We start from the raw sequence: 12,835 nt of genomic DNA on the forward strand, positions 1-12,835 counted from the left end.
ACGTAGCCGCGGTCGTGGAGGAGATCCTGGCCGATCCGGCCCCGCACATCGGCCGAACCTACGAGCTGACCGGCCCTCGCTCGCAGGACATCGCCGCCATGGCGTCGGAGGTCTCCGCAACTCTGGGACGACCGGTCTGTTACACCGACGTCCCACTGCAGGAATGGCCAGGTCAAGGAGATCCACTGCCCCGGCGAGGAAGAACGTCGCGCCGCGGCCGAGGAAGCCAGTCCAATTCAGTGGTCGACTCGGCCTTTCGGTCACACTGCTTGATCACCACCACACACAGACCCTCCAGGCACCGCGGCCGTGACCACCGGCCGTCGCAAACGTGCCAGAGAGGGATCCGCTGGTCCACCCGCTTGGCAGCAGACCGCGCCTGCGGGCTGGGGCACCCTCGCACGCTGACCGTGCGATCTGCGACCTGGTTTCCTGAAGATGAAGGGCGAGCGGGTAGGAGGCCTCCTGCGGCTCATCGATGGTGGCATCCACCTCGTCGTGGTGGCGCTCCTCGTACTGCTCGCGGGGCGCCTGAGCGCTGGGGACGTCCCCGATCGGTCCAGGGGCCGTACCGCGAGGAGATGGCCATTCTCCAAGCGTCGTCGGCGCCGTCACCCACCTCGGTGCGCGGGCCCTGATCCGTCACCTTCCGCCGCCACGGCGGCCCGCACCCGCTGCTCCTCACGAGCAGAGCCGACGTCCCGTTCCAGGGGCGTGCGGCTCACGGCTGTCGCGAGGTCTTCCAAGGCCCGTTTTTGCAGTTCCGCCTCGCGCCGCACGACCGGGCTCCCGTTGCCGGCGGCGGCGTCCTCCCACGCGTGAAGCGCCTCCTCCACGCGTCCCCAGTCCGGATTCCTGTGCTCGCGCACGGCGACTGCTGCTTTTGCGGTGTCCGTCTCCAGGGCCTCGGCGAATCGCTCGGCCTCGGGGACGAAACGGCTGTCGGCCCGCGGGACGTGGCTCTCCATGAGCATCGCTGCCCGGCCGAACCCCTTGAGCGCCTCCTGTGCCTCCTGCGCCTCGCGCGACGTCAGGCCCCTGGGGCGGACCGGTTCCTGCCTTGCCCGGTCGTATGCCTCCTGCCAGGCGGCACGTGCCTCCCTGCTCTCCAGCAGTGCCCGGCGCATGTCGGCGTGATGCTCCCGGGTCGGTTCGGCGTAGTTGCGGAGCACCGCGGCCGCGTAGCGGCCGTTGGCGGCGAGCCAGTCCGCGAGCCGGCCCGGCAGTCGGGGTGTCTCCCATGCGGGGAACACCACGTAGGCCAGCATCGCCAGGGCCCCGCCGAGCAGGGTGAGTACCACCCGCTCCGGGACTGTCTGCTCCCACGCCTGGCCGCCCATGCCGAGCAGGAAGACGACGTACGCGGCGGTGAAGCACTGGGAGTACGCGTAGCCGGTACGGTTCAGCGTGTACGACAGGCCCGCCGAGACCACCGCCAGCGCGCCGGACACATGGGCGTCCGGGCCCAGGGCCCGCACCATCCCGCTGGCGAGCGCGACTCCCGCCAGGGTCCCGGCGAGACGGGCCACCGCACGCGCGTACGTCCGGTGGAAGTCCGGCCGCATCACCATCACCGAGGCGATGGGCGCCCAGTAGCCGTGGCCCAGGGGTAGCCGGGCGGCGATCAGATAGCCGAGTGTGGCCACCGCCGCCAGGCGGACGGCGTGCCGGAACACGGGCGAGTCCCGGCGGAGCTCACGGCGCACCGCCCGGACGACGACCGGAACCAGCCGGAGCAGGGTCGGGCGCACCAGGAACTGGGCGCCGGCGAGGCCGGGCGGCGTGGGCGTCCTCCCGCTCACGCAGCCGCTCCCGGCGATCTCCAACGCCTCACCGAGCAGTTCCACGAGCCGCTCGGCGGCTTGCCGCGCGGGGCCCTCCAGCACCTCGTGCTCCTCGTCGACGCGCAGGACGTCGAGGCTCTCGGGCCGCACCTCGGCGGGAGCGCCGTGGCGGATCGAACGGGCGGCCGCGTCCAGGACGTCGGCGGCCGCGTCAAGCAACTCGCGCGCGCGGTCCCGCCCGGGTCCTTCCGCCGGGGCGCCGACGTCGGGGTCGGCGAGCGCGGCGACGACCGGCCGGATGCGCTCGGCGAGGCCGCGAGGGCCATGGAGGACGGGGGGACGGGTGCGGGCCTGTGACGGCGTCACGGCGGCCGCGTCCCGGGCCGTCATCAACGGCTCCGGGTCGAACGGGGCGGTCGGGTCGTGCCGCAGCCGGCGGGCGTAGTCCGCCACGGCGGCGAGGGCGTCGGCGAGCGCGTCACGATGCGCTCCCCAACGCCGGATCGGGAACAGCAAGATCAGCACGGCCTGTGTCACGCCTCCGAGTGCGATGACCCCGGCGTGCTCCAGGGCTCGCCCGACGCTCGTGGGCAGGGTGATGGTCACGAGCATGGCGCCCACGGTCGTCGCTGCGACGATCCCAGCGGTCGATCCGACGGCCCACGCCATTCCCGCGGCGAAGGCCCATACGGCCAGCAGTGGGAGGAACGTCACGAGCCGCCCCGCCGCCAGGTAGCCCACGAAGGTGCTGAGCGCCAGACCCGCGCCCGCGCCGAGCGCGACCACCTTGCGCGGACGCCAGCTGCGCTGGAAGGTGGCCCCACCCGCGGAGTAGGCGCCGAGGGCGGCGGACGCGGCATACGCAGGGGAGACCATCCACAGCGTCGGCCCGACGACGATCGCCACCCCAGCGGCCGTGCGCAGCGCGAGCAGGGGCTCCAGTCGCGTCTCCTCGATCGTGAGCCCGGATCGCACGACCTCCCCGAAGGCCCGCAGCCCAGTCACGGGTGTCCGCCTGGCCGGAGCGCCCTGCCGGGTCGCGTCGGCCTGGCTGGGGTGTGGCAGCCGTCGGACAAGGAAGCCTCCCACACAGTCTGCGAACGGCCGGCGGCCGCAGCCGCTGGACGGGGTGCTGCCACGGCGGACACTGCTGAGCGTCCGCCGTCCGTCCTCCGGGCCGGAGCGCGGGCAATCGCTGTTGGTTCAGGTCCGGCCGGAGCGCGGCGATCGCCCCCAGCCCCGTCCGGCGCACGGGCAGATCGGCACCCGTCCCCCGGGCCGGTCCGGGGGAAAACAGGTGGCACAGCGGCCCCGAGCCTCTTACCGCTTGTGGCCGTTGCCGTGTCCGTTGGGATGCAGGACCACCTTGGTCCAGCCCTCGTCACGGGCGTCGAAGTGCTCGTAGGCGGTGGGGGCCTCGTCCAGGCTGAGCTCGTGGGAGACGACGAAACTCGGCTTCGCCTTCCCGCCGGCGATCAGGTCCCGCAGCGCCCGATTGTATTTCTTCACCGGAGCCTGCCCGGTTCCCATGTGCTGGCCCTTGAACCACATCATGCCGAAGTCGATCGGGACCTTGCCCTGAGCTTCCAGCTCGCCCTGGGCTTCCGCGCCGCCGGGATCCTGGGGCAGGAACACGCCCACCACGCCGATGTCGCCGGTGAACCTGACCGAGTCGATCAGTCCGTTGAGCGTGAGGCTGGCGTCCTCGTGTCCCTGGGGGTCGTGTGCCTGGTAGCCGACGCACTCGCAGCCGTTGTCGGCGCCCAGACCGAGGGTGGCCTCCTTGACGACCTCCGCCGGGTTCTGCTCGGCGGTGTTGATCGGGATGGCCCCGATCTCCTCCGCCTTGCGCAGTCGGTCGGGCTGGTGGTCGACCGTCCAGACGCGGCCGGCGCCCTTGAGGAGCGCGGAGTAGGTCGCCATCAGTCCGACGGGGCCAGCCCCGAAGACGATGGTCTGGTCACCCGGTTTGACGTGGGCCATCTCCGTGGCGTGATACCCGGTGGGGAAGATGTCGGCGAGCATCACGTAGTCGGTCTGCCGCTCGGGGGCGTCCTCGCCCAGACGCAGCGCGTTGAAGTCGCCGTAGGGCACGCGCAGCAGCTCCGCCTGGCCGCCCTGGTAGGGGCCCATGTCGGCGAATCCGTAGGCGGCTCCGGCGAGGGCCGGTTCCGGCTGCATGGTCAGGCAGTAGTTGGTCAGACCCTGCTCGCACTGCTTGCAGAAGCCGCAGGCGATGTTGAAGGGCAGGACCACGTACTCGCCGACCTGGACCTTGCGGACGGCCGAGCCGACCTCCACGACCTGGCCCATGTTCTCGTGTCCCAGGGTGCGGCCGGACTCGAACGAGGTACGGCCCTCGTACATGTGCAGGTCCGAACCGCAGATGTTGGTGGTGGTGATTTTGACGATGATGTCGCAGGGGTGTTCGATCTTCGCGTCCGGTACGTCCTTCACGGTGACCGTTCGCGGTCCTTCGTATACCGCTGCTTTCATGGTGACTTCCCTTGATGTCGCGGCATGGCGGTGATGGGAAGGGCGCAGAGAGCGTGACTCTCGGAAGTGCTGTGACGGGGTTCGGGGCTCCGACACGCCTCTGCGGGCCGTTCACCTGGATCAGGTGGAACGGTCGTTGTGCCGCCGACCCCGCCAGGCGGAGTTTCGGCGCTCCGGCGGCGTCCCGTGCGGGTCCCCGTCGGCCCCCGAGGCGAAACAACCACGCACCGACCGATCAGCGGAATCTCCGGACACGGACGACCACCGACCGACGGCACATCTCCGACTGAGGTCACCCGCTAGTCACCGTGGTCGTCCTGCAGCACGCTGCGACGCTCCTGCTCGCGCTTGGAGTAGGCGGCTGCCCGGATCGCCTCGTCGCTCTCCAGGCCCGATCCCAGCGCGCCGCCCACCGTGGCGACCGAAGCGACGAACCATGACAACGTCCAGTACTGCGTGGCATGCAGCGGGGTTCGTGCCATGGAGGCGAACACTCGGTCGTTGAGGATGAACAGAGCCCACACCAGGTTGATGACCATCAAACCCACGTAACAGACGAGCACCCCGATACCCACCGTCACGACCGTCGAGGCGTTGTAGAGAGCCGCCCTCTTCCTCGCCTCCGGCGAAACCTCGTCCGTTCGATGCCACAGGTTCGCGTCCACGATCAGCCAGCCGATCATGAGCGCGACAGACCCGACCATGGCGATCACCAGGCGGGGCGTGCTCAGGGACGCGGCCAGGCTCCAGATGGTGGAGTTCACAGTGGCGACCGCTCCCGTGGCGAGCGCGGCCGCCAGGGCTTTCGACAAGCCCGGCACCAAGCGCCACGGCCGGTTGGCGCGGACCATGCCGAGGAGCACCCTCAGGTAACCGCGCGGCCCACTGATGACGTACCGCAGGTCGGCGATCTCCTCCTCACCGACCTGGCCCGGATGGATGGGGGCGAGACGACCGATGAAGGGCCCCCGCAGCGGCTGGCTTCCCGGAGGCCCCTCAGGCCCGGTGGCCTGCGGGCCCGCCAAGCTGAGCACGGCTTCTTCCACGGCCTGCCGGGCCCTTGTCTGCAGCCGGAATCCCCCCAGCGGGGGAAGAGACAGCAGCGCCAGGCCGTGTTCGTGACTCAGATCCACCACGAGCTTGCGCCCATGTGAGTGCAGCGGAAGGTCGGTGAGAGCCACGACGATGTCCCAGTTCCCCTCACTTCCGCGGTCCATGATCCGGCGCATCAAGGTGGGCGGGTCCTCGGTCCCCGCGGTGAAGGGCTCACTGACCACCTCGACGTTGAACCGTCGTCCCTGGCCTGATCTGTCGGTGAGCCGATCAGAAAGCATCGGGGCCATGCGCTGCGCGATCTCCGTGGGCGCGTCCGGATCCGCCAGGAGGGCCACGACCGTAACGCCCTGAGACGACACCCGCATGACTCCTCTCGTCGGCTACCCCGCGATCGCGAGTGCCCACAGGATGCGTGCCCACAGGATGCCCTCGAGGTAACGCCGACGCTGCGTGACACGCTGGCCCCCGCTGGCAGGTGCAGGCGGTACGGTCAGATCTCCGGACACCCCGCTTCGGTGTCCTGCCCGGAAGTGCGCAGGCAGGGGGCAGGCGAAGGCCCCGACTGGTTCGGGGGAGCCCAGCCGGGGCCGATCGAGAGTGGGCGCGAAGGGCGGTCGCCTCGCGGCGGGGGCTCCATGAGGCTTCCGCCGAACGATCGTCCTCATGGCAAAGGGTCAGGCCCGGGGACACAGTTCCCTTCACGCCCACATACGACCGGGAAGGCCACTGCCCCCACGGTCAGGAGCCGGGGCAGTGGGAGGCGGCCCAGCACCAGCTGGGCGGCCGCCGCGGAACCGAACATGAGGAAGGCCGCCAGGCCGACCACGAGGTGCGAATCGGTGTGCAGGGTGCCGTGGAGCACGCTCGCCCCGAGGGAGGAGATCAGGCCGAGGATCGCGAAGGCGAAGGCGCCCAGCGCGCCCGGCCCCGCCGAACGTCCGCCGGCCGCCGGGGCGCGGGACGAACCTGCTGGGCGGTTCGGCCGCGGGCAGCTCCAGGTCCACGGTCTCCGGCGTGGACAAGACCAGCACCAGGCACACTGCCATGGCGAGCGTGAAGATCGCCTGAGTGGTGATCAGGGGCGTGGGAAGCCATTCGGCGGCGGCTCCGGCGATCAGGGGCCCTCAGGCCAGGCCGCCGAGGTCGGCGGCGGTGGCCACGATGCCGGGCAGCACCGGACCCGTCCGTTCCGGACGGGCCTCGTGGTGGAGGTCGTGGAGGTACGTCGTCGCGGTCGAGGCCATCAGCCCCAGTCCGACACCGTTCAGGATCCTGCCCGCTATCAGCCCCGGCAGGTCCTGCCACACGATCAGTACGACCGACGCGACGATGCCGACCAGCAGCGCCGGGACGATGACGCGTCGCCGGCCGAGCCGGTCCGACAGGTGGCCCAGTCCGAGGAAGGCGTCCGCTGCGCCCACGACCATCGAGGCGTACGCCATCGTGACCGTGGTCGCGCCGAAGTGGTCCCGGGCCTGGTACAGCGGCCACAGTGGGGTCGGCACGGTGCCGAAAGCCATCAGCACGGTGAAGGCCACCGCCACGAACCAGAAGCCGGTCGTGTGCGAGGCACGGCGCCGGGCGCGGGCGCGGGGCGGCAGGCCGGCGGGAGCGGGTGCTGGGAGGACCCGGTGAGTCGGGTCGTCGGGAGCGTCGGCTGTGGGATGGCTCAGCGGCGTCGGAACGGCAGGCAGGGGTACCCCTCCTCGGGCGGAAGTGGATGGCGCTTTCCACCCTCCTCACCAGCCGGGATCAGTGCCAACGAATGTTTTCGCTGAGCTCGAGCAATGCGAGTGATACTTCTCGTGTGGAGCTTCGTCAGCTGGAAACTTCATCGCGGTAGCCGAGGAGCTGAGTTTCACGCGTGCCGCCCGTCGGCTGCACGTGGTGCAGTCGGGGGTGTCCGCCGCGATCCGCTCCCTGGAGCGCGAGCTCGGCTGCGCGCTGTTCGAGCGCACGTCGCAGCAGGTCCGGCTCACCGGGGCGGGCGCGGCGCTGCTGCCGGAGGCTCGGGCCACCCTGCACGCCGCCCAGGCGGCCCAGGACGCCGTGCGCGCCGCACAGGACACGCTGCGCGGCACGGTGAACGTCGGCGCCATGGCCTCGGTCGAGGTGGTGGACCTGCCTGCGCTTCTCGGGCAGCTGCACGCGCGGCATCCGGCGATCGACGTCCGGCTGCGGCTGGCGACGACCGGATCGGCGGAACTGGCGCACGCGCTGCTCAGCGGCGACCTGGACGTGGCGTTCCTGTCGCTGCCCGAACGCAAACCCGCCGGGATCGAGGCACGGGAGCTGGCCACCGTGCCGCTCGTCCTGGTGGTGAGCGCCGGCCATCCGCTCGCGCAGCGGGGAAAGGTGGCACTTGCGGACCTCGCGGGGGAACCCTTCGTGGACTTCCCGCCGGGCTACGGCAACCGCGAGGTGGTCGACCGGGTGTTCGTGGCGGCGGGCGTCGTACGCCGGGTGGCACTGGAAGTGCCCGACATCGACATGGGGGCGGCACTGGTCCGGCACGGTCTGGGCATCGCCTTCCTGCCCGCGTTCGCCGTTGCCCGCACCTCCGGCCTGCACGTCCTGGACGTCCACGACGCCATGCTCCGCTGGAGCATGCACCTCGGCACGTCGTCGACCCGGCGGCCCAGCGCGGCTCTGCGGGCGCTGCTCGACCTGGTCGACCTCCACGTCATCGCCCTGTGACGCCCGGGCTGCGGCCCGGGCCTTCCCGGCCCCTCCGAGGCCGGTGCCGAAGGCCCCGCCGGTCATAGCGATGGCGGTGATGAACCAAGGCCTCCGTCTCCTGGCGCGACGCCACCTTGCTGGATCAATCCGAGGAAGGGCCACCCACCCACTGCAGCGCTGTAGCAGGGCAGCCCGCCCCAACTGCTACCGACACCGCTCGGCGCAAAAGTTCCAGTGAGGCGTCAGCCCGGTCCGCCCAGCACGATCTTCCACACTCGGGTCGCCACCTGGAGGTTCAGCCGGTCCTCGACGTTCGCGAGGTCGTGGCCGCTGATGTCGCGGATGCGCTGGAGCCGATAGCGCAGCGTGCTGCGGTGGATCGCGAGGGAGTCGGCGGTCTCGTCGTAGTTGCCGCCGCAGTCGAAGTACCGGGACAGGGTCTCCACCATGGCCGCGTGCTGCCGGGAGTCGTAGTCGATGAGCTCCCCGAGCCACTCGTCGACGAACGTCTCCAGTTCCCGGTAATTGTTGCCGGGTCCCAGGATGCGGTAGAGGCCGAGCTCGTCGAAGAACGTCGCGCCGTAGCGCTCGCGGGAGTGGCGGCGCACGTCCAGGGCGCGCTGTGCCTCCTGGTAGTGGTGGGGGATGTCGTTCGGGGAGTCGGAAGGGGCGCTCACCCCGATCGTTCCGGACCGTGTTCCGGTCTCCCGGGCGAGCTCCTCGTACAGCGCGCGGGCGTGTGGCCTCTCGTCGGCGATGAGGACGACGTGGTCAGAGCGGCGGGTCAGCAGCGCGCGCATGCCCACGGCAGAGGCCGCCCGCCCCACGGTCTGTGCGAAGGAATCGTCGGCGGTCCGGTTCGCCCACTGCACCACGACGATGTAGTGGCTGCGGTGCAGGTCGTGTCCGACTGCCTCGGACCGGGCGTAGGCGCTCGGCTCGTCCGTCCCTGCCAGGAGATCCTCGGCCAGCTCGCGGTGCAGCCTCAGCTCCGTTTCGGCCAGATTGCGCAGGTGCGTCATTTCCAGGGCGAGCGACGCGGCGGCGTGTTCCAGCGCGAGCACGGTGTGCTCGTCGGCCTCGTCCCGCGCGTCGACCAGGGCCAGCACGCCCAGGATCTCGCCGTGCGGGCGGATCAGGGTGATCAGCCGGTTCCTTATCCGCACCGTCCCGGCCTCTTTGGCGACGGCGTGCAGCATCTCGTCCTGGCGCACGGGGTCAGGTTCGGGATAGGGGATGGGGCGGCCGGGGCCGGTCCAGGACCTCAGCCGACCGAAGCGGTCCTCGACCAGCGCGGGAAGTCCGGTGAGCCCGTGCAGTGCGCGGGTGACAGCCTCCTCGCCGCCACCCGAGGCAGCGACGTCGGCCATGAGAGCGTGAACGGCTCGCTCGTAGCCCAGCTCAGCCATCACAGAGATCAGCTTCCGCTGGAGGGCTGTGCGTTCCTCCCTCAGCCGGTGCAGCTCCAGCGCGTCCTCGCGTTGGCGGCGGTGTGCGAAGGCGACCGACAGCGCGGCAGCGGTGTGCCGGACGAGCATGGCGAGCAGGAATCGCTCGACCTTGGTGGGCGGGAAGCGGGACGTGACCACGAGGTAGCCGTGGAGTACCCCAGGTCCGCGTAGCCCCAGGGCCCGGCCCCAGGGCCTGCCGGCTACGGTCACGTTGCCGTCCTGCCCGGCCAGCTCCCGCACCCTCCGGCCCACGGCCAAGGCATGCGTTCGCCCGTTCCACGGGCTGGGGACCAGGTCGCCGCCCACCTTGAGGTATCCGGCCTCGGCGCTGTAAGGCCCCGCGGCGACTACGTGATCCATGGCCAGGCGCAGGATCTCGCCTTCGTCCGGAGCGTCGAACTGGGCGCGGGAGAGCACGACCAGTTCGGGGAGGGCATGGTCGGCTGGGGTGCGAACGGGCAGGCGGGGCCCTCTGCGCGTGGCCGTGGGGTGTCGCCCGACGCTGCCGCGCCGAAGGCTGCCCTTCCGGTCGGAGTAGCGGTGGTACGGGCTGTATGCCCGACTGCCGGCCATGGGATCACTCCGTCCTTCGGAGGTGAGCGGCTTTCGCGTACCCGCACGCGGGCCGGCTACCCGAGACGGGTGGGTTCCTTGTCTCGTACTCGTGGGGCGACCGGACCCGTGCATTCCTGACTCGCCAGGCGCAGGCGTGGAGCCACCCGGTTCGTCACCCTGGGGAGTGCTCGAGACCCTCCGTGCGCGCCGGTGGGAAACCGGCCGCTCACCTCTATCTAAACGAACGTGATCCGGAGAGTCGACGCAGGCGCTGCACCGGGAGGAGTTCCTCATGGCCAAGGCAGTGGGCATCGACCTGGGCACCACCAACTCGGTGATCGCCGTGTGGGAGGGCGGCGAGCCGTCCGTCGTGCCCAACAGCGAGGGCAACCGCACGACACCGTCCGTGGTGGCCTTCACGGACACCGGGGAACGTCTGGTGGGCCAGCTGGCCCGGCGCCAGGCGATCCTCAACCCCAAGGGCACCATCTACTCGGCCAAACGGTTCATCGGCCGGCACTTCGACGAGATCTCCGACGAGGCCAGGGCGGTGGCGTACGACGTCGTCGAGGGCGACGGCGGGGCAGCCCGCTTCAAGGTGCGGGACAAGCTGTACGCGCCTGAGGAGATCAGCGCACAGGTGCTGCGCAAACTCGCCGACGACGCGTCCAAGCAGCTGGGGGAGCGGGTCACGGAGGCGGTCATCACGGTGCCCGCCTACTTCAACGACGCTCAGCGCACCGCCACCAAGGACGCCGGACGGATCGCCGGACTGGAGGTGCTGCGGATCATCAACGAGCCGACGGCGGCCGCCCTCGCGTACGGCATGGACAAGAAGCAGCACGAGACCGTCCTGGTCTTCGACCTGGGCGGCGGCACCTTCGACGTGAGCATCCTCGACGTCGGCGACGGCGTGGTGGAGGTGCGCTCCACCGCCGGTGACAGCCACCTGGGCGGCGACGACTTCGACCGGCGTCTGGTGGACTACCTCGCGGACGACTTCCAGAAGGAGAACGGCATCGACCTGCGCAAGGACCCGCAGGCGCTGCAACGGCTGTTCGAGGCGGCGGAGAAGGCCAAGACCGAGCTCAGTTCTGTGACGCAGACACAGGTCAGCCTGCCGTTCATCACCGCCGACGCCTCGGGCCCCAAGCACCTCACCGACTCGATCATGCGGTCCACTTTCGAGCAGATCACCGGCGACCTGGTGGAGCGTTGCCTCGGACCGGTGCAGCAGGCGATGGCCGACGCGAAGGTCGGCGAGAGCGACATCGACGAGGTCATCCTCGTCGGCGGTTCCACCCGCATCCCCGCCGTCCAGGCTCTGGTCCGCCGGCTGACCGGCGGCAAGGAACCCAACATGAGCGTCAACCCCGACGAGGTCGTGGCCCTGGGCGCCGCGATCCAGGCCGGGGTGCTCAAGGGCGAGGTCAAGGACGTCCTGCTGCTCGACGTCACACCCTTGTCGCTGGGCGTGGAGACGCGCGGCGGAGTGATGACGAAGATCATCGAGCGCAACACCACCATCCCCGTGCGCCGCAGCGAGACCTTCTCCACCGCCGAGGACAACCAGCCGGCCGTCGATGTGGTGGTCCTGCAGGGCGAGCGTGAGCGGGCCGCCGACAACCGGGTGCTGGGCCGGTTCCAGCTCACCGACATCCGGCCGGCACCGCGGGGCGAACCACAGATCGAGGTCACCTTCGACATCGACGCCAATGGCATCCTCAACGTCAAGGCCCGCGACCGGGACACCGGTAAGGAACAGGGCATCACCATCAGCGAGAGCTCCAACCTGGACCGCAGTGAGGTCGAACGCATGGTCCAGGAGGCCGAGCGCAACCGGGGCCAGGACCAGGCACTCCGCGAGGGCGTCGACGCCCGCAACGAACTCGACGCCGTCGCGTACCAGGTCGAGAAGCGCCTCGCCGAACTGGGCGACGCAGCGCCCGCGCACGAGAAGGCACGCGCCGAAATGCTCGTGTCCGACGCCCGGGCGGCGGTCAAGGAAGAGGCAGGCGTGGAGCGCGTGCGGCCTCTGACCTCCGAACTCCAGCAGGCACTCGCCGGGCTGGCGGCCCATCAGGGCGCCGCCGCCACAGGGGGCGGTCCCGGCCAGGAAGCCGCCACCGGCGGTCCCGCGAGTGGCGGTGGCGGTGACGATGATGTCATCGACGCCGAGTTCGACAAGAGCTGAGGCGCGCCATGCCCACCCACCCCCAGGAACCCGACCGGGCCGCGTCGGATCCGGGCGCACGCGTCCCGGAAGGCGCCGGACCTCCTCCTCGCGGGGATTTGCCCCACCCGGGCCCGCCCCGGCCCGAAGCGGCGAACGGCGAACCGGGACCCGATGCCGCCGGCCCCGTGCCTGCCGAGGACGACTACACGACCGCGATCCAGGAACTGGAGGACCGCTGGCGGCGCGCACTCGCCGACCTCGACAACCTTCGCAAGCGCCACGCCAGGGAACTGGAGCGCGAACGGGCGGTCGAGCGGTCCCGCACGGCGGCCGCCTTCCTACCCGTCCTCGACAACCTCGAACTCGCCCTGACCCACGCCGGCGCCGATCCGGGCGCGATCGTGGAGGGCATCCGGGCCGTACGCGACCAGGCGGTGAACGTCCTCGAACTGCTCGGCTACCCGCGGCACGCGGAGACCGGCGTCGCCTTCGACCCGGCCCGGCACGAGGTGGTCGGCGTCGTCCAGGACCCCGACGCCCCACCGGGCACCGTCGTCGAGGTGCTGCGCCCCGGCTACGGGGACGGCGAACGGCAGCTCAGGCCCGCCGCCGTGACGGTCGCGAAGCGGGAGTGACCG

General features: G+C 70.8%; 8 protein-coding genes. 3 read left to right on the forward strand and 5 right to left on the reverse strand.

The genetic code is table 11. The annotated features are described in order from the left end of the window. Positions 1 to 611: 611 nt before the first annotated feature. The 4 genes from IO33_RS0105230 to IO33_RS52180 all read right to left on the reverse strand — a co-directional run bounded on the left by IO33_RS0105230 (position 612) and on the right by IO33_RS52180 (position 6,880). A complete protein-coding gene (locus tag IO33_RS0105230) occupies positions 612 to 2,789 on the reverse strand; it encodes an FUSC family protein (protein ID WP_031160756.1) in 2,178 nt (725 codons plus the stop codon). A 315-nt stretch (positions 2,790 to 3,104) separates the two neighbouring features. Further along, complete coding sequence (locus tag IO33_RS0105235) at positions 3,105 to 4,280, reverse strand: glutathione-independent formaldehyde dehydrogenase (RefSeq protein WP_031160758.1); 1,176 nt, start codon at positions 4,278 to 4,280, stop codon at positions 3,105 to 3,107. A gap of 299 nt (positions 4,281 to 4,579) precedes the next feature. Then, on the reverse strand, positions 4,580 to 5,701 hold the full coding sequence (locus IO33_RS0105240; RefSeq protein WP_031160760.1) for a hypothetical protein: 1,122 nt from the start codon (positions 5,699 to 5,701) through the stop codon (positions 4,580 to 4,582). Between the two features lie 759 nt (positions 5,702 to 6,460). Further along, positions 6,461 to 6,880: an MFS transporter gene (locus IO33_RS52180; protein WP_483414654.1), complete on the reverse strand. Its 420-nt coding sequence runs from the start codon at positions 6,878 to 6,880 to the stop codon at positions 6,461 to 6,463. Positions 6,881 to 7,223: 343 nt separating this feature from the next. Between IO33_RS52180 and IO33_RS0105250 the strand changes: the two genes are divergently transcribed. Next, positions 7,224 to 8,033, forward strand: coding sequence for a LysR substrate-binding domain-containing protein (locus IO33_RS0105250; protein WP_245235695.1), 810 nt, complete (start codon positions 7,224 to 7,226; stop codon positions 8,031 to 8,033). 224 nt (positions 8,034 to 8,257) lie between these two features. Here the strand turns inward: IO33_RS0105250 and IO33_RS0105255 are convergent, their stop codons facing one another. Next, entirely contained in the window at positions 8,258 to 10,039 is a 1,782-nt protein-coding gene (locus IO33_RS0105255; RefSeq protein ID WP_031160764.1) for a PucR family transcriptional regulator, read from the reverse strand. 274 nt (positions 10,040 to 10,313) lie between these two features. Here IO33_RS0105255 and dnaK point away from each other — a divergent pair, with 274 nt between their 5' ends. After that, complete coding sequence (dnaK, locus tag IO33_RS0105260) at positions 10,314 to 12,215, forward strand: molecular chaperone DnaK (protein ID WP_031160766.1); 1,902 nt, start codon at positions 10,314 to 10,316, stop codon at positions 12,213 to 12,215. A gap of 8 nt (positions 12,216 to 12,223) precedes the next feature. Next, positions 12,224 to 12,832, forward strand: coding sequence for a nucleotide exchange factor GrpE (locus tag IO33_RS0105265; RefSeq protein ID WP_031160768.1), 609 nt, complete (start codon positions 12,224 to 12,226; stop codon positions 12,830 to 12,832). Positions 12,833 to 12,835: the final 3 nt, after the last annotated feature.

Origin of the sequence: Streptomyces durhamensis, assembly GCF_000725475.1 — a bacterium.
Lineage (GTDB): Bacteria > Actinomycetota > Actinomycetes > Streptomycetales > Streptomycetaceae > Streptomyces > Streptomyces filipinensis.